The 22,827-nt window shown below is 54.1% G+C and carries 17 protein-coding genes; 4 read left to right on the top strand and 13 right to left on the bottom strand.

Translation table 11 applies throughout. From position 1 onward, the window contains the following. Positions 1-16: 16 nt before the first annotated feature. The 3 genes from RAL91_RS09850 to RAL91_RS09840 all read left to right on the top strand — a co-directional run bounded on the left by RAL91_RS09850 (position 17) and on the right by RAL91_RS09840 (position 5,013). Positions 17-1,663, top strand: a complete 1,647-nt coding sequence (locus tag RAL91_RS09850; protein WP_306261798.1) for a chloride channel protein — start codon at positions 17-19, stop codon at positions 1,661-1,663. Positions 1,664-1,750: 87 nt separating this feature from the next. Next, complete coding sequence (locus tag RAL91_RS09845; RefSeq protein WP_306261796.1) at positions 1,751-4,120, top strand: ATP-dependent helicase; 2,370 nt, start codon at positions 1,751-1,753, stop codon at positions 4,118-4,120. A 2-nt stretch (positions 4,121-4,122) separates the two neighbouring features. Then, the gene (locus RAL91_RS09840) at positions 4,123-5,013 is read left to right on the top strand and encodes a 50S ribosomal protein L11 methyltransferase (protein WP_306261795.1); all 891 of its coding nucleotides are present in this window, start codon (positions 4,123-4,125) and stop codon (positions 5,011-5,013) included. 95 nt (positions 5,014-5,108) lie between these two features. Here the strand turns inward: RAL91_RS09840 and RAL91_RS09835 are convergent, their stop codons facing one another. Next, a complete protein-coding gene (locus tag RAL91_RS09835; RefSeq protein WP_306263128.1) occupies positions 5,109-5,327 on the bottom strand; it encodes a hypothetical protein in 219 nt (72 codons plus the stop codon). Between the two features lie 271 nt (positions 5,328-5,598). Between RAL91_RS09835 and RAL91_RS09830 the strand changes: the two genes are divergently transcribed. Further along, positions 5,599-7,461 carry an aminopeptidase P family protein gene (locus tag RAL91_RS09830; RefSeq protein WP_306261793.1) on the top strand — a complete coding sequence of 621 codons (1,863 nt, stop codon included), beginning with the start codon at positions 5,599-5,601 and terminating at the stop codon, positions 7,459-7,461. On the opposite strand, the gene RAL91_RS09825 is transcribed toward RAL91_RS09830, so the two are convergent. The 12 genes from RAL91_RS09825 to murC all read right to left on the bottom strand — a co-directional run bounded on the left by RAL91_RS09825 (position 7,449) and on the right by murC (position 22,798). Next, positions 7,449-7,742, bottom strand: a complete 294-nt coding sequence (locus tag RAL91_RS09825; RefSeq protein WP_306261792.1) for an AzlD family protein — start codon at positions 7,740-7,742, stop codon at positions 7,449-7,451. The genes RAL91_RS09830 and RAL91_RS09825 overlap by 13 nt on opposite strands. After that, on the bottom strand, positions 7,735-8,490 hold the full coding sequence (locus RAL91_RS09820; RefSeq protein ID WP_306261790.1) for an AzlC family ABC transporter permease: 756 nt from the start codon (positions 8,488-8,490) through the stop codon (positions 7,735-7,737). Before RAL91_RS09820 ends, RAL91_RS09825 begins: the two co-directional genes overlap by 8 nt. A gap of 111 nt (positions 8,491-8,601) precedes the next feature. Then, positions 8,602-10,740, bottom strand: a complete 2,139-nt coding sequence (gene ligA, locus RAL91_RS09815; RefSeq protein ID WP_306261788.1) for an NAD-dependent DNA ligase LigA — start codon at positions 10,738-10,740, stop codon at positions 8,602-8,604. A gap of 15 nt (positions 10,741-10,755) precedes the next feature. Beyond that, positions 10,756-12,432, bottom strand: coding sequence for a DNA repair protein RecN (gene recN, locus RAL91_RS09810; RefSeq protein ID WP_306261786.1), 1,677 nt, complete (start codon positions 12,430-12,432; stop codon positions 10,756-10,758). A gap of 40 nt (positions 12,433-12,472) precedes the next feature. After that, positions 12,473-13,303: an outer membrane protein assembly factor BamD gene (locus tag RAL91_RS09805; protein ID WP_371932500.1), complete on the bottom strand. Its 831-nt coding sequence runs from the start codon at positions 13,301-13,303 to the stop codon at positions 12,473-12,475. A gap of 307 nt (positions 13,304-13,610) precedes the next feature. After that, entirely contained in the window at positions 13,611-14,633 is a 1,023-nt protein-coding gene (gene lpxC / locus RAL91_RS09800; RefSeq protein WP_306261784.1) for a UDP-3-O-acyl-N-acetylglucosamine deacetylase, read from the bottom strand. A gap of 393 nt (positions 14,634-15,026) precedes the next feature. After that, entirely contained in the window at positions 15,027-16,880 is a 1,854-nt protein-coding gene (ftsZ, locus tag RAL91_RS09795) for a cell division protein FtsZ (RefSeq protein WP_306261782.1), read from the bottom strand. A 127-nt stretch (positions 16,881-17,007) separates the two neighbouring features. After that, positions 17,008-18,330: a cell division protein FtsA gene (gene ftsA, locus RAL91_RS09790; RefSeq protein WP_306262867.1), complete on the bottom strand. Its 1,323-nt coding sequence runs from the start codon at positions 18,328-18,330 to the stop codon at positions 17,008-17,010. A 2-nt stretch (positions 18,331-18,332) separates the two neighbouring features. Beyond that, entirely contained in the window at positions 18,333-19,274 is a 942-nt protein-coding gene (locus RAL91_RS09785; RefSeq protein WP_306261780.1) for a cell division protein FtsQ/DivIB, read from the bottom strand. Further along, on the bottom strand, positions 19,262-20,182 hold the full coding sequence (locus RAL91_RS09780) for a D-alanine--D-alanine ligase (RefSeq protein ID WP_306261778.1): 921 nt from the start codon (positions 20,180-20,182) through the stop codon (positions 19,262-19,264). The genes RAL91_RS09785 and RAL91_RS09780 overlap by 13 nt, the downstream gene beginning before the upstream one ends. Before the next feature lie 253 nt (positions 20,183-20,435). Then, a complete protein-coding gene (murB, locus tag RAL91_RS09775; protein WP_306261776.1) occupies positions 20,436-21,392 on the bottom strand; it encodes a UDP-N-acetylmuramate dehydrogenase in 957 nt (318 codons plus the stop codon). Then, entirely contained in the window at positions 21,389-22,798 is a 1,410-nt protein-coding gene (murC, locus tag RAL91_RS09770; protein ID WP_306261774.1) for a UDP-N-acetylmuramate--L-alanine ligase, read from the bottom strand. Before murC ends, murB begins: the two co-directional genes overlap by 4 nt. Positions 22,799-22,827 lie beyond the last annotated feature (29 nt).

The following is a 22,827-nucleotide window of genomic DNA, read 5'->3' as shown; positions in this document are numbered from 1 at the left end:
ATTCGGAACCGGTTTCGTGAGCTCCCACATCAAGCGTCTTTATGGAATTGCCCATAGTTGGATAGAGCCGAACTGGCGGGTGTTTGCTGGCACAAGACAGCCGGAATTGTGGATTCTGGCAGCTATGATCGGCTTTGGTGTTGCCGTTGTCGCCATTCTGTTTCGCCTGGCAATTGGCGCGGTGCAATGGGTCTGGCTGGGCGATATGTCAGAACGCGTAGCGTCTACGGCTGCAGCATTGCCCTGGTGGGTGATACTGGCGGCACCCATGACGGGCGGTCTGGTGGTTGGGCTGGCGCTGCAATATCTTCACCCGGGACGGCGCACCGGCGGCGTAGCAGATGTTATAGAGGCACGCGTATCCGGTACAGAAAGCCTGGGGCTGCGATCTGGAATTCGCAGTGCGATTTTGACGGCTATTTCCCTTGGTTCCGGAGCTAGCGCCGGGCGTGAGGGCCCAATCGTTCATCTTGGTGCAACACTTGCAACGGCAATCACCCGCCGCGTGGGCCTGCCCGAAACCAGCCGCCGCACGCTTTTGGCCTGCGGTGTTGCAAGCGCGGTCTCTGCCAGCTTCAATGCCCCCATTGCAGGTGTGCTGTTCGCGCTGGAAGTGATCCTTGGCCATTATGCAACGACTGCCTTTGTGCCCATCGTCATTGCCTCTGTTTGCGGCACAATTCTTTCACGGGTCTGGATTGGCGATGTCGCGGCATTTGAGATCCCGGTCTATCAGATTACCTCTTATCTGGAATTTCCAGCATTCTTCCTTCTTGGCATTGTCTGCGCTCTGGTTGCTGTGATTTTCCAGTTTTCCCTGATCGGTACAGATTATCTCACGCGCCGACTGACCTTTCCGTTTTTTCTGCGGCCGGTCGTTGGAGGATTTCTGGTTGGGTTGATTGCACTGTGGTTCCCGCAGGTTCTGGGTGTGGGATATGAGGCAACCGATCAGGCGTTGAGACAGCAACTGCCGTTGACGTTAATGCTGGCCCTGATTGTTGCAAAAACTGCTGCAACCTCCATCACGCTGGCGTCGCGCTTTGGCGGTGGCATATTCTCCCCTGCCCTTTATGTGGGTGCCATGGCTGGCGGTGCCTTCGGTATCATCGCCGCCAGTGCCTTCCCGGAAATGGCCTCAAGTCAGGGCCTCTATGCCATTCTGGGCATGGGTGCTGTGTCGGCTGCAGTCATTGGCGCACCAATTTCCACAACTATGATCGTATTTGAACTCACTGGCGGCTACGGCCTCACTATCGCGCTTTTGTTGACTGTGTCTGTGGCGGTCGGATTGAACATGGCCATCCATGGGCGCTCCTATTTCCACTGGCAGTTGGAAATGCGTGGGCTGTTTGTGAATGTGGGGCCGCACAAATATCTGGTTCAGACAGTGCGTGTCGCCGAATTTCTTCAGCCGCCAAATCCCGAAGACGATGCAGAATTCCTGAAAGACGGATTCAGCTTTGGCGATGATATGCGGGTTATGACGTTGACCGATACATTAGAAACAGCCCTGCGAGCCTTCGACGAGACGGGTCTGGGCCGCATTCCGGTGGTTTCAAGCGGTAAAAACAGAGCTTTTGTCGGTTGGGCTGTTCAGGTCAAGGCACTGGCCTATTTCAATGATGCGCTGATTGATGCAAATGTGGAAGAACATCGCTAGAACATCAATAGAACAGAATTTATTGGGTTCGCGCTTTAGCTGTCCTATCTTCATTGAATAACAACACAGCGAATCAATTCATCCATCATGGCCACACGTCAAAATCCTTCTGTTACGCCGCACACACCCAAGGCGGGTGGTCTGGCGGCGCGCGCCAGCAAACAGGCGGCGGCTTCACGTCCGGTTGCGCCTTATATGGACGGCATGAATGCAGAACAGCGCGACGCTGTGGAGAGCATTGACGGGCCGCTGCTGGTGTTGGCTGGTGCGGGAACCGGCAAGACACGGGTTCTGACCACACGCATCGGCCACATTCTTGCAACGGGAAGTGCACATCCGGGGCAGATATTGTCTGTCACCTTTACCAACAAAGCTGCACGGGAAATGAAAGAACGGATCGGGAAACTGATTGGTGGCGCGGTAGAGGGCATGCCCTGGCTTGGCACCTTTCATTCCATCGGCGTCAAATTGCTGCGCAGACATGCAGAGCTGGTCGGCCTGAAATCGAATTTCACGATCCTCGACACAGATGATCAGATTCGCCTGATGAAACAGATCATCAAGGCGGACAACATTGACGAGAAGCGTTGGCCGGCACGCCAATTGGCCAATATCATTGATAGCTGGAAAAACCGTGGCTGGTCCCCAGATCAGGTACCCAAAGGCGATGTGGGCAGCTTTGCCAATGGCAAAGGAGGCGAGCTGTATCAGGCCTACCAAGACCGCTTGAAAGCCCTGAACGCGGTTGATTTTGGCGATTTGCTGCTGGAATGTCTCAATTTGTTCCGCAAGAATCCGGACGTACTGAAAGAGTATCACAGCCGTTTCAAATACATTCTGGTGGACGAGTATCAGGATACCAATGTGGCGCAATATATGTGGCTCCGCCTTCTGGCACAGGGCAACAGCAATATTTGCTGTGTGGGCGACGATGATCAGTCGATCTATGGCTGGCGCGGTGCCGAGGTGGATAATATTCTGCGGTTTGAGAAAGATTTTCCGGGTGCCAAGGTCATTCGACTGGAGCGTAATTATCGCTCGACGGGCCATATTCTGGGCGCTGCTGCCGGGTTGATTGAAAACAATGAAGACCGGCTTGGGAAAACCCTGTTCACTGATACCGCTGAAATGGGAAATCCGGTTATCGTCTCCAGCGTCTGGGATTCAGAAGAAGAAGCCCGGGCCATTGGCGAAGATATCGAGCAACTGCAACGCGATGGCCATGCACTGAACGACATGGCGATACTGGTACGAGCATCGTTCCAGATGCGCTCATTTGAAGATCGTTTTGTAACGTTAGGACTGAATTACCGTGTGATCGGCGGCCCGCGCTTTTATGAACGCATGGAAATTCGCGATGCATTGGCCTATTTCCGCGCCATGCTGCAACCGGCTGATGATCTGGCCTTTGAGCGGATCGTCAACACGCCGCGCCGCGGCCTTGGTGATGCAACACTCAATCTGTTGCACGCCTTTGCGCGGGCACGCGCGATACCGCTGATTCAAGCAGCGCACGAACTGTGCCAGACCGAAGAGTTAAAGCCCAAACCACGCAAAGCCTTGTCCAATCTGGTCACCAGCCTGTCGCGCTGGCGCGAACAGGCCGACAATCTGCCCCACACGGAAATTGCCGAAATCATTCTGGATGAGAGCGGCTACACGGAGATGTGGCAGAATGATCGATCCGCAGATGCGCCCGGCCGTCTGGAAAACCTGAAAGAGCTGATCCGCTCCATGGAAGAATTTGAAAGCATGGGCGGCTTTCTGGAGCATATCTCTCTGGTTATGGATGTCGACACGAAGGAAGATTACGATGCGGTCAGCATCATGACGCTGCATTCTGCAAAAGGTCTGGAATTCGACACTGTCTATCTGCCCGGGTGGGAAGAAGGCCTGTTCCCCCATCAACGCGCGCTGGATGAATCCGGGCGCTCCGGGCTGGAGGAAGAACGGCGGCTGGCCTATGTGGGCCTGACGCGTGCCAAGAAAGCCGCAAAGATCTGGTTTGTCTCAAACCGGCGCATTCACGGTACCTGGCAATCCTCTATTCCATCGCGTTTTCTGGACGAACTGCCGGAGACCCATGCCCAAATCAATGAAAGCAACAGCAGCTATGGCGGCTATGGATCGTCCGGTGGTGGTGCCTATGGCGCCAGTCGGTTCGACACTCAGGATACGTTTCGCAACACTTATTCCACCCCCGGCTGGCAGCGTGCACAACAACATCACAAGACCGAAGGCGCCAAACGCAATAGCGGCGGCCCACGCACCATTGAAGGTGAGTTGGTGGCCAAAAGCGGTTCTGCTGCATCATCAAGTTTTGCACTTGGCGAACGCGTGTTCCACATGAAGTTTGGCTATGGGCTGGTGGCGCAGATCGACGGCAACAAACTCACAGTGGATTTCGACAAGGCCGGACGCAAAAAAGTCGTCGACAGTTTTCTGGAAACCCACTGATCATGAACCAATCCCGTATTATGCTGCGGCTGGATACTCCGGAAGCCAGCGACCTCTTCTTATTGCTTGAAGCTGCGTTTGAAGAAGACGGCTATGCCATCTCGCATTTCGAGGTGGAGCCCGACAATCCCGATTCGCTGGAATGGACCATCGATATTTATGTTCCCAAAGAGGAGCTGACAGAAGTTCTGGACCGAATCGAAGGTCTGCGTACCAACGATATGTCAGGTCTGAAATTGACCCATGAAGACGTTGGCGATGAGGATTGGGTGGCCATGAGCCTTGAAGGCTTGCGACCCGTTGCTGCCGGGCGATTCTTTGTTCACGGCGCCCATGACAAGGCTCTTATTCCCGCCGGCGCGGTTGGCGTGGAAATTGAGGCGGGACAGGCATTTGGTACCGGCCATCATGGCACAACCGCCGGCTGTCTTGAGGCACTGGAATATGTTCTTAGGCGCCGTTCTTTTGAACGAATTTTTGACATGGGTACGGGAACAGGCCTTCTGGCCATTGCGATTGCCAAAGCCTGTCACCAACCTGTTCTGGCCAGCGATATTGATGTGGTTTCGGTGGTCGTTGCACGCGAAAATGCCCAACTGAATCAGGTCGCAAACCGAATTCACGTAGTCGAAGCAAACGGGATGCATCACGCGGCCATTCGCATTACCGCACCGTTTGATCTGATTGTTGCCAATATTCTGGCTGGGCCATTGATGACAATGGCGGGAGAAATTGGCGGTCAGCTGGCTGCTGGCGGAACGCTGATACTCTCGGGAATTCTGGATGCGCAGGCAAACCGGGTGGTTGCAGCCTATGTGGCACATGGTCTGGCGTTGCAGCGGCGCGCTTCTCGCGAGGGCTGGACAACGCTGACCTTTTGCGCCGTGCTTTAGAGCCCTGTGTTGTTCATCCGAATCCAAACTCCATACAAAAAAACACCGGATGGTAAGACCATCCGGTGTTTTTAATTTCGATTTAAGCGACTGATTTAGAACGGGTAAATGGAAGAACCTGCTTTTTCAAGCGCTTTGCGGTTATAGCCATTTTCGGCCAGTGTCTGGTCGTCAAGTGTCAGAAGGTAACCGTTTACATAGCGGGATACCTGACGTTCCCGTGCAGATACCATGCGGTCCATTGCGCGACGAAATACGGAGTTTGAACCGGCGGCACGAGCGGGGACTTTATTAAAAGAGGCAGTTGTAGCCATGATCTTTGTCCTTAGCTTTAAAATTGGTTTCGAGCGGCGCACCTTGCGTTGTCAGCGTGGGAGGAGATCGCTTTCAACATCTGGGAGGGAGTAAAGTGCGCCGCTCTGATGTTTTAGAATTTAGGGATCACGGCGCATAAGAAAAGGGCCAATGCTGCATGTCAGCATTGCGTTTTTTGCATATGCGAAGAATTTATTTCGCAATGCAGCATTGCTGTCTGTTTTGACATTCGACCGATGGCGGGTCATACGCGCATAAAAGGAGATATTTATGTTTCAGTCTTTTGCTCAGCCACCCGTTGGAAAGAACCTGCTTGGAGAGAGATTTGCGCGCTTTGCAAAAGCTCTGAAAGGCAATGGTCTTGATGGCTACATCATCTCTCACGCTGATGCACATCAAAGCGAGTACCTGCCGGCTGATCAGGAGCGACTGTCGTATATAACCGGGTTCACTGGCTCTGCCGGTTGGGCCATTGCGATGGCTGACCGGGGATATCTGTTCATTGACGGGCGGTATACAGAACAGTCCTCTCAGCAGATTGACCCTGACACTTTTTCAACTGTTGATGTTGTGATGACAGGTCCAGCCAAATGGCTGAAGACCAATCTTAAACCGGGTGATCGTGTGGGGTATCATCCCTTCTATTTGACCGTCTCACAGGTACGCAACTTCAAAAAAACCTGCGAAACAGCCGGTGCAGAACTGGTTTCATGCCCTATCGACCCGGTTGATCAAATCTGGGAAGAAGGCGGCCGGCCCGCCCCTGCCAAAGGTCGCATTGTCCTGCAGGACATTTCATTTGCAGGCGAGAGCGCCCCCGCCAAGCTACAGCGCCTCTCGGAGCATCTGGATGGAATGAACGCCGATGCGGCTCTTATCACACTGACGGATTCAATTGCCTGGACCTTCAATCTGCGAGGCAATGATGTGGTTCACAACCCGGTTGCCCTTGCCTTTGCGTTGTTGCGAAAAAATGAAAAACCGATTCTTTGGGTCGATGGAGAAAAGCTTTCAAATTCCGTTCGTGATGCACTGTCTCAGATAGCCGAGATTGAAGAGATGTCAGATTTCAGCGCCTCCATAGAACGTATTTCCAGCGCCAATCCTTCCATTTTGCTTGATCCAGACAGTTGTGCAGACGCTGTGCGCATAGTTCTTGAGCAAGGTGGTGCGACACTGGTTGAAGGCAAAGACCCGGTGGTGGCCATGAAGGCGACAAAGAACGCTGTTGAACTGGATGGCATGCGCCGGGCGCATTTGCGTGATGGGGCTGCCATGGTGAAGTTTTTATGCTGGCTTGATCAGCAACCGGCAGGAAGTCTGACGGAAATTGATGCTGCCCGCCAACTTGAAGATATCAGGCGCGAAACTGCGGTGGCCGATAGCTCACAGTTGCAGGAAATTTCGTTTGATACGATTTCAGCAGCCGGCAGCAACGCGGCGCTGCCGCATTACCGGGTTATGGAACATCACAACGCGGGTATTGAGGATGACTCTCTCTATCTGGTTGATTCAGGCGGGCAATATCAAGATGGCACCACCGACATTACGCGAACAATCGTCATCGGTTCTGTCGATGCGGAACGCAAACAGCGCTTCACCCAGGTCTTGCGTGGCCACATCGCCATTTCTACCGCACGCTTTCCATCAGGCACCAGCGGCGCGCAATTGGATACGCTAGCACGGCTGCCGCTTTGGCAATCGGGTTGTGATTTCGGCCATGGAACCGGCCACGGCGTTGGTGCCTATTTGAATGTTCATGAAGGGCCGGCAAGAATTGCCAAAACCGGTCATGTGCCGCTTGAGCCGGGCATGATCCTGTCCAATGAACCCGGTTACTACAAGCCCGGCCATTTTGGCATTCGTCTGGAAAACCTCATCATCGTTGAAGAGCCGCAACCAATTGAGGGCGGCGATATGCTCATGATGGGATTTGAGACCATCACATTCTGCCCTTTTGATCTACGTGCTGTTGATGCTGATGGTCTCAGCGACCAGGAATTGGAGTGGCTCAATGAATACCATCACGAAGTCTTTGAAAAACTGGTTCACACTGATCTGCTGACACCGGACGAGACGGCCTGGCTGTCACGGGCAACATCACCAATGATGCGCAAAGCTCACAGCAAATAGCGCAAAGCGGCCACGGTGCCAGTGGACAATATTAAAACACTGATCATTGAGAGCCGGAAGCTCAGCGCAACTGCCATTGCGGCCCCGATAAATTCCGGAATGCCGGTCGTGAAGGCAGCGGGAACCACAAGTGCCGTAATGACAGCTGCGGGAACGGCATCAAGCGCAGCTTCAAGCCGTGGGTTGATCCGTTTGAGTCGCGACAAGACCACATGCCCGCCAAATCGGGTGGCATAGGTCAGGACCGCCAGGGTCAGAATAAGCCAGATCATGTCAGACATTGGCACCCTCTCCGGATTGATTTGCGTTTGGGGACAACGCCATCAAGTCCTTTGGCTTGCCACGCCATGCAGCATAGAAAATACCGGCAAACGCGCCACTGGCCACATGCCAGGGTGGGCCTATTACCCAGAAAGCAACCAAAGCTGCACTGCCCGAGACAAAAACCACCGGGAGCCAACTATACCGTTCCCGAAATCCCATCAGCAGGGCTATGAAATAAATCGGCAAGATGAAATCAAACGCAATCGCTTGTGGATTGGTGACAAGCTTTCCAAAAACGGCACCAAAGCCGCTGGACACTAACCAGACAATCCAAAGAGGCATGGCGAGGCCGAAGTAGAATCCGGCGGTCAGTGGCCGCGACTGGGTCCGTTTTTCACAAATCGCCCATTGCGGGTCGATCAACAGCATAAATGCCAATGCTTTCTGGATTGGTCCAAACCGATGCATTTTGCGCCCCAGCGAAGCGCTGTAGAGAATATGCCTGAAATTGACTGCGAATACTGACAGAACAATTGTCCAGAATGGCAGGGGCGTTGCCAGTAGATCAACAGCAACCATCTGGCTGGCTCCGGCAAAGACAATGCCGCTCATGAAAACGGTATCAAAAAAGCTCATGCCATTGGAAATTGCCGCTGCGCCGTAAACAGCACCGAAGGGACTGACGGCAGCAACAATCGGCAGCGATGCTTTCACACCGTCTTTGAACTCTCGCCGTTCGTTGATCAGTGGTGTTTCAACAGACATGCACACCTCATAAATAAGTCAGCAATGCTGTCTTATACTACCATACGGGTTCAAACACACACGCATTGTATTGAAAGCTGTAATCAGTGAATCGAATGAATCAGATGCTCGCTACCCTACGATGGCCAGCCAACCATCCTCGTCGGTAATTTCAATCTCCAGATCCTGAGCCTTTTTCAGCTTGGACCCTGCTCCGGGGCCAGCCACAAGAAGATCGGTTTTCTTGGAAACCGAGCCAGCGACTTTGGCACCTAACCGTTCGGCCATGGCTTTGGCTTCATCGCGGGAGAACTTTTCCAGTGCCCCCGTAAACACCACAGTTTTTCCGGCAACCGGACTGTCACTTGCGGTTTTTTCCATCGGTGTTGGGCTCACCTGTTCCAACAGGGTATCCAGCGCTTCATCATTGTGTGGCTCGGTGAAGAACTCGACAAGAGCATGGGCAACAGTTTCCCCAATGCCGTCAATATTCACCAAATCCATCCAGGCATCAGACGTCTCGTCCGCCGCAGCTTTGACGGCAGAGCGCAAACCCTCAAAATCTTCATATTGCCGGGCCAGCAATTTGGCTGTGCCCTCCCCGATATGGCGAATGCCAAGTCCAAAGATAAACCTGTTCAGAACGACGTTGCGACGCTCATCAATGGCTTCAAACAAATTGCGCACCGAGGTTCCCCCCCAGCCTTCGCGGTCTTTCAGACGTTTCAGAGAACGCTTGTCACGAGCCTGGAGCGTGAAGATATCTGCCGGGCGTGTGACAAGACCATCGTGATAGAACGCTTCCACTTGCTTGTCTCCAAAGCCATCAATGTCCAAAGCGTTGCGGGACACAAAGTGCTTCAGTTTTTCCACGGCCTGCGCAGGACAAATCAAACCGCCCGTACAACGACGTATCACATCAATTTTGCCGGACTTGGCATTGACTTCGCGCACGGCGTGACTGCCACAGGCCGGACAGATTTCAGGGAACTCGAAAGGCTTGGAATTAGCAGCGCGCGCTGAAATATCCACATCCACGATCTGCGGTATTACATCCCCGGCACGCTGAACGGTGACCTGATCCCCCTTGCGCAAGTCCCGACCTTCGCGGATCGGCTCCCCATTGGCACCAATTCCGGCAATATAGTCACCATTGTGCAAGGTGGCATTGGAGACTACGACACCGCCAACGGTGACCGGGCGCAGTTTGGCAACAGGTGTCAGTGCGCCTGTGCGACCGACCTGAATTTCTATGTCTTCGAGAATGGTCGTCGCCTGTTCGGCAGGAAATTTGTGGGCGATGGCCCAGCGCGGAAAACGGGACGCAAAGCCCAGCCTTGCCTGCAGTGCCAAATCATCAACTTTATAGACCACGCCATCAATGTCATAGCCCAAGCTCGCCCTTTGCGCCTCGATATCATTGTAGACAGCAATCAGCTCGGCGACAGTTTCGCCTCGCCGCATCAGCGGATTGATGTCAAAGCCCCAGGCTTTGAAATTCTCAATCATCTCAAGCTGACTTGTAGCAACGGGAGCGCTGATTTCGCCCCAGGCATAGGCAAAAAACCTCAAAGGGCGCTCGGCTGTGATACGGGCGTCCAATTGCCGCAAGGACCCGGCAGCGGCGTTTCTCGGATTGGCAAATTGCCGTCCGCTGTCCAGCATCCGCGCATTCAGAGCTTTGAAATCCTCATGTGCCATGTAGACTTCGCCGCGTATTTCGATGATATCCGGCCAGCCAGATCCCTTCAGGCGCTGAGGGATGGTTTCAACAGTGCGCAAATTTCCCGTGACATTCTCGCCGACCTGCCCATCGCCACGGGTGGCACCATTGACCAGAACGCCGTTCTCATAGCGCAGGCTTGCAGACAGGCCGTCGATCTTGGGTTCAGCTGTGATGGGAATTGCAACGTCACCGTCAAGCCCCAGAAAACGCCGTACTCGCCCAACAAAATCCTGTACATCCCCCTCTGAAAAAGCGTTGTCCAGCGAGAGCATGGGAACCGAGTGGGTGTATTTTGAAAACTTCTCCGACGGCGCATAGCCAACACGCTTGCTGGGAGAATCCGACCGGATCAATTCTGGAAAGCGCACTTCAATTTCCAGATTGCGGCGCTTCAGAGCGTCATACTGTGCATCATCTATCTTTGGCGCATCATCCTGATGGTAGTGCTGATCATGATCAGCGATGGTTGCTGCCAACCGTTCCAGTTCGCCAGCGGCCTGTTCCAATGTCAGTTCATCAACCGGCGTTCCGTCCAGTTCAGCCATATGTAATACCCAGTCTCAGGATTCGCTTGTTCCAGCAATGAGCTTTTCCGCTGCCGCTCTTGCTTCATTGGTGATTGTGGCACCGGCCAGCATACGCGCAATTTCTTCCTTGCGCGCGTCGCCACCAATTGGGTGGACAGCGGTTTCCACCCTGTTCTGCCCGGAGACACCAGCCTTTTCAATAAGCAAATGTCCTGACGCGCGTGCTGCTACCTGAGGCGCATGAGTGACGGAAAGCACCTGAACGCTTTCAGCCAGTCGCGCGAGCCGGCGACCGATTGCTTCTGCCACTGCGCCACCAACACCGGTATCGATTTCATCAAATATCAAACAAGGCGCAGATCCCTTATCGGCAAGCGCAACCTTCAGCGCCAATAGAAAGCGTGACAATTCCCCGCCAGAGGCCACTTTCAACATGGGTCCTGGTCGTGTGCCTGGGTTGGTTTGAACCCAGAAGGCAGCCTGATCAATTCCGCGCTCATTGCGCTGAGTTTCGTCACTTTGGAAATCCACAAGAAAACGCGCATGTTCCAACTTCAGAGATGGCAGTTCTTTGGCAACAGCTTCTTCCAGTGCGTGGGCGACATGCTGGCGCTGCTCAGACAAAGCGCGGGCCGCAGAGACAAAATCGGCTTCAGCCGTTTTGGTTTCCCTCTCCAGCGCAACAAGACGCTCCGCACTGTTGTCCAATGTATCCAGCTCATCTGCCATTTTGATCGCAAGATGATTGAGACTTTCCACAGGCACATTGTATTTACGTGCTGCGGCCCGCAGCGCAAACAGCCGCTCTTCGCAGCTTTCCAAAACGGTTGCATCAAACTCTGTTGCTCGCAGGGCCAGTCCCAATGATGAAGCCCCTTCATCCAACGCCAAAAGGGCGCGATCAAGCGCTGCCAACGCTTCATCCAGCAACCCGGGGGCCTGTTCCGCCTTGCGCTCAAGACGACGCATCAGACTGGCAATGACAGGAACCGGTGATTGCGGTCCGGCAACGGCCTCATAGGCTTCATGGATGTCGCCAGCGACCTTTTCCGCCTGCATCATGGATTGGCGCTTGTCTGCAAGTTCCTCTTCTTCGCCCTCTTCAGGTGACAAGGTGCTTAATTGTTCAACGCTGGCACGCAGATAGTCAGCCTCGCGATTGGCTTCCTCTGACTTGCGGCTGAGCTCTGCCAATTCGTCTTTCTTGCTGCGCCAGTCCTTGTACAAGGCAGCTACATCTGCACAGGCGGCGTCCAGACCACCGAAAGCATCCAGCAGCAGCAAATGTGTTGCCGGATCAACCAGCGCACGGTCATCATGCTGGCCATGGATTTCAATGAGGTTTTCGCCAATTTGCCGCAGCAAGGTGGCACTGACTGGCTGATCGTTGATGAATGCCCGTGTCCTGCCATCGGCAGACTGGACCCGGCGCAGAATCAAATCTCCACTGACGTCCAGATCATGAGCCTTCATGGTGGAAAAAACCGGGTGAGATGGCGGCAGGTCGAAGCTGGCTGTGATTGACCCTTTTTCCTGCCCCTCACGCACAAGGCTGCCATCACCACGCGCACCAAGCGCCAAAGAGAGGGAGTCCAGCAAGATGGATTTGCCTGCACCGGTCTCGCCGGTCAAAACGGTCAGGCCGGATTCAAAGTTGATTTGCAATTGATCGATGAGAACGATGTCGCGGATCGAAAGATTCGCCAGCATTTACGGTCGGCTCCCCCAGGCTCCACAGCAGGTGATATCCCTACCCGGGAATAACAGCACCAAATGCCCGAGAAATCCAAGAGCCGGCATTGCGCTCAGGTTTGTAACCACCAGTATCCAGCAAAGCGTACGCATCTTTGTACCATTCGCTGTCAGGATAGTTGTGGCCAAGAACGGCTGCTGCGGTCTGTGCTTCGCTTACAATCCCCATGGCCAGATAGGTTTCGACCAAACGCATCAGCGCTTCTTCGATGTGGCGTGTGGTTTGATATTTGTTGACGACGGTTTTGAAGCGATTCAAGGCGCCTGAAAAATTCTTGCGCTCCAGATAATACCGGCCAACCATCATTTCCTGACCGGCGATCTGATCCCGCGCGACCTGGGTCTTGCGGCGGGCATCATCGGCATATTCACTCTCGGGGTATTTCTTGACCACCTCATCCATGGCTCTGAGCGCACGCGCCGACATTTCCTGGTCACGGGTGATATCCGGGATTTGCCGGAAATAGCTCTCGCCAATCAGATATTGCGCATAGGCAGCATCAGGACTTGTTGGATAAAGCGAAACGAAGCGTCTGGCCGACGTCACCGTCGTATCATAGTCGCCGGTCTTGTAACTGGAATAAGCGGACATAATGAGCGAGCGACGTGCCCAGTCTGAATAAGGGTGTGCCTTATCGACTTCCTGGAACTTGTCAGCGGCTTTGCCAATCCGGCCTGCGTTCAGCAGAGACAGACCTTCATTATAGGTAGCATCAGCGGGATCTGGCTCTTCAAAAGCAAGCTGATTGTAATCGTCTGCCTTGGACGCACAGGCAGCAACTGCAAGGCCAAGCCCTGCCACCAGAAACAGGCGCGAAATCATGTTCATAGAATTGCGACTCATACCGGGCACGAATGGAGACATATTGATAAAGGCCATAATCAGACTGTCTTGTAAGCGCGACTTAAATTGTTCACCAGCGGTTTATACCGGAAAACTTCCTATGAAACCACCTCAATAAGGCAATCGGATTTCATGTGTGATCAGTTTCATCCACCGCAACCGAACCATGTTCTGACAAGCAAGAATGGCAAAACGGTGTCCAACAGCAGCAAGCTATATATTACAAGCCCTTAAGCTCCGCTTAATCCGCCTTCTCAGATCCTGAACTTAGGTCCCAAATTTTGGCCCAAACTTACGCCTTGGCAGCGGCGACCGGTTGACTGGCAGCTTCGAGGCCAACAGGTGCTCCAACAGGCGTTGAAAACATAGGCTGATCTTCAACGGGAGCTGCATCTTCAAAGCACCAGTTTTTCGAATCCGCGAACAGAGCTTCCAAAATCATCGCATTGAGCTTGTGGCCGCCGCAAATGGATTTGTACTCGCCCAGAATTTGTGAACCAGCCAAAGCGAGATCCCCGATGGCATCCAACAGCTTGTGACGCACAAACTCGTCTTCATAACGCAGGCCTTCTTCGTTCATGACGCGATCATCATCATCAATCACAACCGAATTATCGAAGGAAGAGCCCTGAGCCAAGCCCATGGCCCGCAACTGCTTTGCTTCGGCCAGAAAGCCGAATGTCCGGGCACGGGAGATATCTTTGGCAAAAACTTCAGGTGTCAATTCTGCGATAAAACGTTGGCGACCAATCGCTTCTGATTCAAAGTCGATTTCCACGTCAAAACGTGTCCCATCATGTGGGCGCAACACAGCATGTGCTTTGCCATGAGCTGCTTTTACTTCCCGCAACACACGAATATAGCGCCGTGGTGCAGATTGTCTGATTGTTCCCACTTCACGAATGGCTTCGACAAACGGACGGGAACTGCCATCCATCACGGGCACTTCAGCGGCATCAATCTCTATAAGCACATTATCAACATTCATGCCGCGCAGCGCAGCCAGAAGGTGCTCAACAGTCGCAACATATAATTCTTCGGGATTGCCCAAAACGGTGCAAAGGCGTGTGTCGCCAACATTGTTTACATGAGCAGGAATCAGTTGGTCGATGGCATTTCCGTCAGCCTTGCGCAGGAATGTAATTCCGCTGCCACTCTTGGCCGGATGCAAAACAATACTGGATGGCTTGCCGGAATGAACACCGATGCCCGCAATGCCAATACTGTCCTTCAAAGTGGTCTGACGTGCCGTCCTGGTGGACGTCTTTCCGGCAGTTATATTCCGCGCGGTTGTCTTCACATCAAACATCGTCATATCAGCCCCAATAAACCTGCACGTAAACTCCAACGTGCATCTAAAATGCGGTACCTGGCCCGCATCCCTGTCACCTGATCTCAAAAGCCCCGATCCTGATGGATTCTGTTGACTTCCTCGATTTCAAGACCATGACATCGTGTGATCAAACCAAATGGTACATGTTATCGCCATCTGGCAGATCGTAAGCGCGAGTCAATTTGCCTTGCTTTCGCCACAGACAATAGGGTTTTGCCATCGGAAACGAAAATCACGCTTTTTAACCTAATGTGTCATGTTTGTAATATTACGTAACATTCGCCGCTTTTTCGAATTTTTGGTGGTAAACCAAACAATTAACCCCGCTGCGTTGCTCACGCAGCGGGGTTAATTGTTACACAAATTGATCGAGGATCAGTTTGCCTGGCGTCTCAGAAAGGCTGGAATTTCCAGTTGATCATCTTCCTGCGGTGAATTGGCCGGATTGTGGCCATGATTCTGAGCCGGATTCTGACCGTAGTTTGGTGCAGGTGCCCGACCATGTGCATCAAGTTGGCCTGCAGCTGGCTGTGGTGCAGCAGGGCGCGGAGCCGACTGTTGCATCATTGGCTCAGGTGCCGCCTGACGTGGGTGGGCGGCTTGCGGCATTGGTGCGTGCTGAGGCGCAGGCGCATGTTGTGGTGCCGCTGGCTGCTGGGCTACAGGAACCTGTGGCTGACGCGGTTGCTGTGGTTGAGCGGGATGTCCCTGCTCTTCCTCGCTACGTCCCAGACCAACATTTGCCAGTCTGCGCAGCAGGCCCATTGGGCGACGATCATCGCCATCATGGGTCCGGTCTTCTGCGCCACCCTCATGTGCCCGCATCTGACGCTGCGCCACTTGCGGGAAGTCTTCCACTTTTGGCATCCGCGGCGTGGTGCTTTCCGGCACCTGAGCTGCCGCAGGCACAAACCCGGCAGTGCGCGGGGCTTCCTGAGGTGGTTGTTCATAGGCGTCATGTGGCGGATGCTGAGGAGCAGGCGCTCTCAGCGGAGCCAATGTCACATTTGGATCAGATGCTGCAGGACGTGCCATCGGCTGAGCCGCCTGTGGCGCTGGCCGTGCAATTCGCAAATCTTCTTCCAGCTCATTTGATGCCTGTGCGGGCGCATGTTCAGGCTGTTGAGGGGCTGGAGCCGCCAGTTGCGGCTGTTGCCCTTCGGCAGTCTGGTTTGATGTTGTGATAGCAGCACCTGCTCCACCGCGAAGGCGCTGGGTCAGCTCTGCCATGCGAACATCAGCTGGCGCAGCATTTAATTCAGCAATGGAATCAATGCCTGTGGCAACCACGGAAACCCGAATGACGCCTTCCATGGATTCATCAAAAGTCGCACCCAGAATGATGTTTGCATCATCGTCAACTTCCTCGCGGATGCGGGACGCTGCTTCATCAACCTCAAACAGGGTCAAATCATTGCCACCAGTGATCGAGATCAGCAGACCTCTGGCACCGCGCATCGATACATCATCCAGAAGCGGATTGGCGATCGCGGCTTCTGCCGCCTGAACCGCACGGCCTTCGCCGCCCGCTTCGCCGGTTCCCATCATGGCTTTGCCCATTTCGCGCATCACGGAGCGCACATCGGCAAAATCAAGATTGATGAGGCCTTCCTTGACCATCAGATCGGTAATGCAGGCAACACCGGAGTAAAGCACCTGATCGGCCATGCCGAACGCATCGGCAAAGGTGGTTTTCTCATTGGCAATGCGGAACAGATTCTGATTGGGAATGACAATCAGCGTATCCACATGTTTTTGCAGCTCTTCGATGCCGGCTTCCGCCAGCGCCATGCGCCGCTTGCCTTCAAAATGGAATGGCTTGGTTACGACACCAACCGTCAGAATTCCGGATTCGCGCGCCGCACGGGCAACTACGGGTGCAGCACCAGTGCCGGTACCGCCGCCCATGCCAGCCGTGATGAAGGCCATATGAACCTGGTTCAGATGGTCATTGATTTCATCCATGACCTCTTCTGCTGCCGCACGACCGACTTCAGGCTGAGAACCAGCACCAAGCCCTTCGGTTACGGCAACACCCATCTGAACAACCCGTTCAGCATGGGACATGGAAAGCGCCTGGGAGTCGGTGTTGGCAACTACAAAGTCCACACCTTGCAGACCGGCTCGGATCATGTTGTTGACGGCGTTACCACCGGCTCCACCCACGCCGAACACGGTGATCCGTGGCTTCAATTCGGTAATTTCAGGCATTTGCAAGTTAATCGTCATTTTACCCTCGTTAATGTCTCGGTCGACCGGTTGCTATCGGGTCGCTCCATTTCTCTAAGCCGGTGGTGAAGGCATTCAGCGTTCCCGTCCGGCGACCTCGTCATCGTTATGCTCCTGAAATTACGCATCAAAAGCTCTCTTTGAACCACTGTCCGACACGGGAAAAATACCCGTCCGTGCCATTCAGCAGAACCTTGGTTGTTGCGCGGGGGCGAAGTTGCTCCAGTTGCGCAATCTGGGGATAGATCAGAAGACCTACCGCTGCCGAAAATGCCGGTCCTTTGGCCGCCTCCGGCAGTCCGACAACGCCCAATGGGCGTCCAAGCCTGACATTGCGTCCGATAATTCGTCGGGCGGCTTCTGTCATGCCAGTCAGCTGTGACGCGCCGCCGGTCAGAACGATACGGCGACCCACATGGGGGGCATAGCCGGATGCGCTGAGGCGATCGCGAATGAGTTCAAGAATTTCTTCCACCCTGGGGCGGATAATGCGTGTCAACGTGGAACGCGGCACCTGATTGGGAACATCATCATCGCCGTCGCCAACCTGCGGAATTGACAAGATGTCACGATCTTCAGACACGCTTGGCAGAGCACTGCCATGAAGCGCTTTGATGCGTTCAGCATCGACCATGCGCGTAGACAGGCCGCGTGCAATATCCATGGTCACGTGGTGCCCACCAACGGCAATCGCATCAGCGTGGACAAAATGCCCGTCCATAAAGATCGACATTGTTGTGGTGCCACCGCCCATATCGACGCAGGTCACACCAAGACCAGCTTCATCTTCCACAAGCGATGCAAGCCCGCTGGCATAAGGTGTCGCCACCATCGTCTCAACACTCAGATGACAGCGATTGATGCACAGTTCCAAATTGCGCAGCGGCGCTGTATCAGCGGTCACCACATGCATGTCGACCCCAAGGTCCTTGCCGATCATACCGCGTGGATCATCAATGCCGCGATTGCCGTCCAGCGCATAACCGATTGGCAGAGAGTGGATGGCCCTGCGATCGTCACCAACCGAATGAGTACTGCCGGCCTGAAGCACCTTTTGAATATCGTAGTCCGACACTTCGTGACCCGACAAACCAATATTGGCAGAATAGGATTCGCTCGAAACACGCCCACTGGTTACGCTGACAATCAGGCTCTCAACCGTGATGCCCGCCATGCGCTCAGCGGCGTCAACCGCCAGCCGAATGGACTGCTCCGCTCCGTCAAGATCAACCACGACGCCCGTCTTGATACCGCGAGATTGTTGATGACCGATGCCAAGCACTTCAACAGAATGCGTTCTGCCAGGCAGCACATCAAACCCCTCAAGAGGGCGCAGACGCGCAATCAGGCAACAGACTTTGCTGGAGCCGATATCGAGCACAGATACCACTGCGGATTTTTTCGGCGACAATGGCCGGAATGTGTTTGGTTTGGCAGAACCGAATTGCATCATCAGATTGCCCCTGCCTTTAGCTCTTTGACACGCTTGTCGAAGGCCTTTTTGTGCTCTTCCATTGCAGTCTCTGGCAAACGCACAGCCATACGGCCTGCAATACGCAGATCAATGGTCTGAATGTCGCGGTCCAGAAGTTCATCGTCGGACTGCAGCATCGCCATTCTCGACAGCGCCTGCTCCATGTTGGATTCCGGTAGTTTCACTTCCAGACCATTATCCAAGACAAGGTTCCATCTGCGGCCTGCAACCAGCACGGCTGCACGAACACGTGATTCGACAATGGTGAAGTCCGATAATGTCTCCAAGAAGGCAGGGCCCGCCATGTCCGCACCGTCACCAACCAGCAGCACAAGAGAGGCAAATTTGTTGTCTTCAAGACCGGTTATGATCCGGCCGTCCGCATCCAGAATGGAGACGACTTTTCCGCTTTGCCACAGGGCGAACGGCTGACGTTCCTTGATGACGATATCAACGCTGCCAGGATAGGTCTTGCGAATGCTGACTTCTTCGATCCATGGCATGGATCGAATGCGACTGCGCGCAGCGGCTGCATCAAACAATACCATTGACGCATGTGTCTTCAGATCCAGCGAGCGAATAATATCGCCTTCTGATGCTTCGACCTGGCCCTTGATGCGCACTTCCTGAACTTTCAGGCCGGTCAGAGACGTCGCATGCCCAACCAGAGCGGTGGCATGCCCCCCGATGATCAATCCATAGACCGCAGTTGATGCGAGCAAGCCGATCGCAGCTTTTTTCCCGATCCATTGCGGCACTTCAAATTGCAGACGCGACAGCATGCGAACAGGTTTGCGCAGTGCGCGCGGCAATATGGTTTTCTCTGCTGCCAGCATTCGTTGGAGGAAGGAAAAGTCCAACACGGTTACAGTTGGCTGAAGTGCTGGACGCCCCATGGCGCGGCGGATCAACGATTGCATGACGCGTCCTCCACCATCCAGTTCATGAGTGCAGGAAAGTCGAAACCAGCATGTGCGGCCATTTCGGGAACCAACGATGTCGGCGTCATGCCCGGCTGGGTGTTAACTTCCAGACAGATCAATTCCTCTGTCGCTTCGTCAAAGCGGAAGTCCGCCCGCGAAACTCCACGACACCCAAGGGCGTTATGCGCAGTTACCGCATGGTTCTGAATTGCCTCATAAAGATCGGTTGGCAATTCAGCTGGCAAGATGTGCCGGGAACCGCCATCAGCATATTTGGCATCGAAATCGTAGAACGGGCTGCCCTGCGAAATAATATCGGTTACGCCCAGCGCGGAGTTGCCCATCACGCCACAAGTTAATTCGCGACCGGCAACATAGCTTTCGACCATAACGATATCGCCGTAAGGCCACTCATTGGAATAAAGCTCTTGTGGTGGATGAGCCGCTTCAGCAGACACGATCAAAACACCAAAGCTGGAGCCCTCATTGACAGGCTTCACAACGTAAGGCGGCTGCAGAACATGTTTCTTTGCAGCTTCCAGCCGGTGCAGCACTTTGGAATCAGCAATTGGTACGCCGGCCGCACCCATCACAAATTTTGCTTTTTCCTTGTTCATGGCCAGTGCCGAGCCCAAAACGCCGGAATGGGTGTATGGGATGTTCAGTATCTCCAAAACACCCTGAATGGTGCCATCTTCACCAAAGGGACCGTGAAGCGCATTGAATGCCACGTCAGGTGAGAGCTTCGTGAGCACAGAAGCGATGTCGCGATCCACGTCGATCTCGGTCACATCGTAGCCGCATGTGCGCAAGGCCTCAGCGCAGGGTTTTCCAGACGCAAGGCTGACCGGGCGCTCTGAAGACCACCCTCCCATCAAAACAGCAATATGTTTTGCCTGCGTCATGCAATTCCTAATCCGCGTTCACCCAAATCAGATCGGGCCTGAACTCTCTTTGGCGGTTCTGCCTCAGCGATGCGCTTTCGGGCGCGTCACAAACTTCTATGAACCTCTGTTCCAACCCATCATGGTTAAGAACAGGTAAAAGTTTAGTTTACGAATTGCAGATTGCGTGACTGATTTACGATTTGTGTACCAAAAGCCACGAAATCAGACCGATTCCGTGACCAAAGAACTGACAAATATGATTAATGAAAGGTTACGACTGGCCCATTAAGGGAATCACAGATTCGCCAGGCCTGAATGTGCCCAGCCGCTTGATTTCCCATTCCAGTTCAATACCGGAATGCGCTTTTACGCCAGCGCGGACAGTTTCACCGAGTGTTTCCAGATCATGGCCGGTGGCGCCGTCAACATTGATCATGAAATTGCAGTGTTTTTCGGACATTTGCGCACCGCCAACGCGGTGGCCCCGAAACCCGGCCTCGTCGATGACCCGCCATGCGGAGTGGCCAGGCGGGTTCTTGAAGGTGGAGCCGCCAGTGCGTTCCTTGACCGGCTGAACTTCCTCACGATAACGAGCAACTTCATCCATTTCCGTCAGCAACTCAGCTGGATCACCAGCAGTGCCGCGATAAATGGCTTTAGTGAAAATATAATCTTTGGGTGCAGAACAATGGCGATAAGCATAGCCCAAATCGGCATTGGAAAGGACGTGTCGATTGCCCTGACGGTCCACCGCATGGGCCTCCATCAAAATATCCTTGGTCTCTCCACCATGGGCACCGGCATTCATGCTCAGAGCGCCGCCGACGCAGCCGGGAATGCCGCGATAGAACGAAAAGCCGGCAATACCCGCTTCACCGGCGGCCTTTGCCAGCCGCACATCCGGCACGGCTGCGCCTACCTGAATGGTATGGTCTCCGGTCACTTCAACCTGACCAAACCCCTTGCCGGACAAGCGGATGACCAGCCCCGTAATTCCGCCATCGCGCACCAGAAGATTTGAACCAAGTCCCAGAACCATAACCGGCACATCATCGCCCAAAGCGGCAAGGACATCTGCCAGATCAGCGTCATCTGCCGGCATGAACAAGGCTTCTGCAGGGCCACCAACGCGGAACCATGTGATTTTCGACAGATCAGCATTTTCTGTCAGCGAGCCCCTGATATCAGGCACCGCACCGCGTATGCGCTCTACAAGAGATTGCGTCACGCGTGCGCCCCGATTTCTTCCAGGCCAACGGGCAAATCATACGCCCATTTCGTGATGGAGCCGGCACCAAGGCAGATAACCAGATCGCCCGCCTCGGTGTTCTGGCTGACAAGTTCCGCCAATTGATCAGACGAAGAGAGTTCCAGAACATGGCGATGGCCGCGCATGCGCAACCCTTCCGCCAGAGCTTTTTCATCAGCGCCTTCAATATGCTCTTCCCCGGCTGCATAGACCGGCGCGACAATCACTGTGTCAGCATCATTGAAGCAGGCACAGAAGTCTTCAAACAAGCTCTGCAGGCGCGTGTAACGATGTGGTTGAACCACCGCAACAACATTGCGCTTGGCAGCAGACCGCGCCGCCCTCAACACGGCTGAAATCTCAACCGGATGGTGCGCATAATCGTCAAAGATTTGCACGTCACCAATTGTTCCGGTGTGGGTAAAGCGTCGCTTTACGCCAGAAAAGCGGCCAAGACCGTTGCGAATTTCATCATCCGTCAATCCAAGTTCCAGAGCGACGGCAATGGCAGCGGTTGCATTGGAAACATTATGAACGCCGGGCATAGGCAGGATGAGATTTTCAATGCTGCGCACCGCTCCGGAACTGCTGCGCACATCCACCTGAAAATGGGATTTTCCGTCGATCACTTCAACATCGAGAAAGCGAACATCGGCCTGCTGGTTCTCACCATAGGTTACGAAACGGCGGTCTTCGACGCGGCCAACCAGCGCCTGCACTTCCGGATGGTCCGTGCACATGACGGCACAGCCATAGAAAGGCACGTTTTCGACAAACCTTTGAAAGGCATTTTTGACTTCCTGATAGGTGCCGTAATGGTCCAGATGCTCCGGGTCGATATTGGTGACCACTGCGATCTCAGCAGGCAATTTCACAAAGGTGCCGTCCGATTCGTCCGCTTCTGCCACCAGCCATTCTCCATCGCCGAGCCGTGCATTGGTGCCATAGGCGTTGATGATGCCACCATTGATAACGGTTGGATCGAGGTGACCGGCTTCCAGAAGCGTCGCGACCAGCGAAGTGGTGGTTGTCTTGCCGTGGGTTCCGCCGATGGCAATGGAGGATTTCAAACGCATCAGCTCGGCCAGCATCTCCGCCCGGCGTACAACTGGCAACCGGTGCTCACGCGCCGCTTTCAATTCAGCATTATCGCGTTTGATCGCCGATGACACCACAACGACTGCAGCATGATCTACATGAGATGCTTCATGGCCAATGTTGACAATGATGCCCTTGTCACGCAGCCGCAGCACATTCGGGCTCTCCGCCATATCGGAGCCCTGAACCGTATAACCCAGATTGTGCAGCACCTCGGCAATACCGCTCATGCCAATTCCGCCAATGCCCACAAAGTGGATTGGCCCGATGGTGAGTGGCAGCTTCATGGAAATACCCCGGCAGATTCGCGAATTTT

The organism is Pararhizobium sp. IMCC21322 (assembly GCF_030758295.1).
Classification (GTDB): domain Bacteria; phylum Pseudomonadota; class Alphaproteobacteria; order Rhizobiales.
This window is presented reverse-complemented; position numbering and strand designations above follow the sequence as displayed.

What these genes read in the sequence shown, in the direction of transcription:
- RAL91_RS09845 (WP_306261796.1), top strand. Translation starts at nt 1,751, where the DNA reads ATGGCCACACGTCAAAATCCTTCTGTTACGCCGCACACACCCAAGGCG.
- RAL91_RS09840 (WP_306261795.1), top strand. Translation starts at nt 4,123, where the DNA reads ATGAACCAATCCCGTATTATGCTGCGGCTGGATACTCCGGAAGCCAGC.
- RAL91_RS09835 (WP_306263128.1), bottom strand. Translation starts at nt 5,327, where the DNA reads ATGGCTACAACTGCCTCTTTTAATAAAGTCCCCGCTCGTGCCGCCGGT.
- RAL91_RS09830 (WP_306261793.1), top strand. Translation starts at nt 5,599, where the DNA reads ATGTTTCAGTCTTTTGCTCAGCCACCCGTTGGAAAGAACCTGCTTGGA.
- RAL91_RS09825 (WP_306261792.1), bottom strand. Translation starts at nt 7,742, where the DNA reads ATGTCTGACATGATCTGGCTTATTCTGACCCTGGCGGTCCTGACCTAT.
- RAL91_RS09820 (WP_306261790.1), bottom strand. Translation starts at nt 8,490, where the DNA reads ATGTCTGTTGAAACACCACTGATCAACGAACGGCGAGAGTTCAAAGAC.
- ligA (WP_306261788.1), bottom strand. Translation starts at nt 10,740, where the DNA reads ATGGCTGAACTGGACGGAACGCCGGTTGATGAACTGACATTGGAACAG.
- recN (WP_306261786.1), bottom strand. Translation starts at nt 12,432, where the DNA reads ATGCTGGCGAATCTTTCGATCCGCGACATCGTTCTCATCGATCAATTG.
- RAL91_RS09805 (WP_371932500.1), bottom strand. Translation starts at nt 13,303, where the DNA reads ATGAACATGATTTCGCGCCTGTTTCTGGTGGCAGGGCTTGGCCTTGCA.
- lpxC (WP_306261784.1), bottom strand. Translation starts at nt 14,633, where the DNA reads ATGACGATGTTTGATGTGAAGACAACCGCGCGGAATATAACTGCCGGA.
- ftsZ (WP_306261782.1), bottom strand. Translation starts at nt 16,880, where the DNA reads ATGACGATTAACTTGCAAATGCCTGAAATTACCGAATTGAAGCCACGG.
- ftsA (WP_306262867.1), bottom strand. Translation starts at nt 18,330, where the DNA reads ATGCAATTCGGTTCTGCCAAACCAAACACATTCCGGCCATTGTCGCCG.
- RAL91_RS09785 (WP_306261780.1), bottom strand. Translation starts at nt 19,274, where the DNA reads ATGCAATCGTTGATCCGCCGCGCCATGGGGCGTCCAGCACTTCAGCCA.
- RAL91_RS09780 (WP_306261778.1), bottom strand. Translation starts at nt 20,182, where the DNA reads ATGACGCAGGCAAAACATATTGCTGTTTTGATGGGAGGGTGGTCTTCA.
- murC (WP_306261774.1), bottom strand. Translation starts at nt 22,798, where the DNA reads ATGAAGCTGCCACTCACCATCGGGCCAATCCACTTTGTGGGCATTGGC.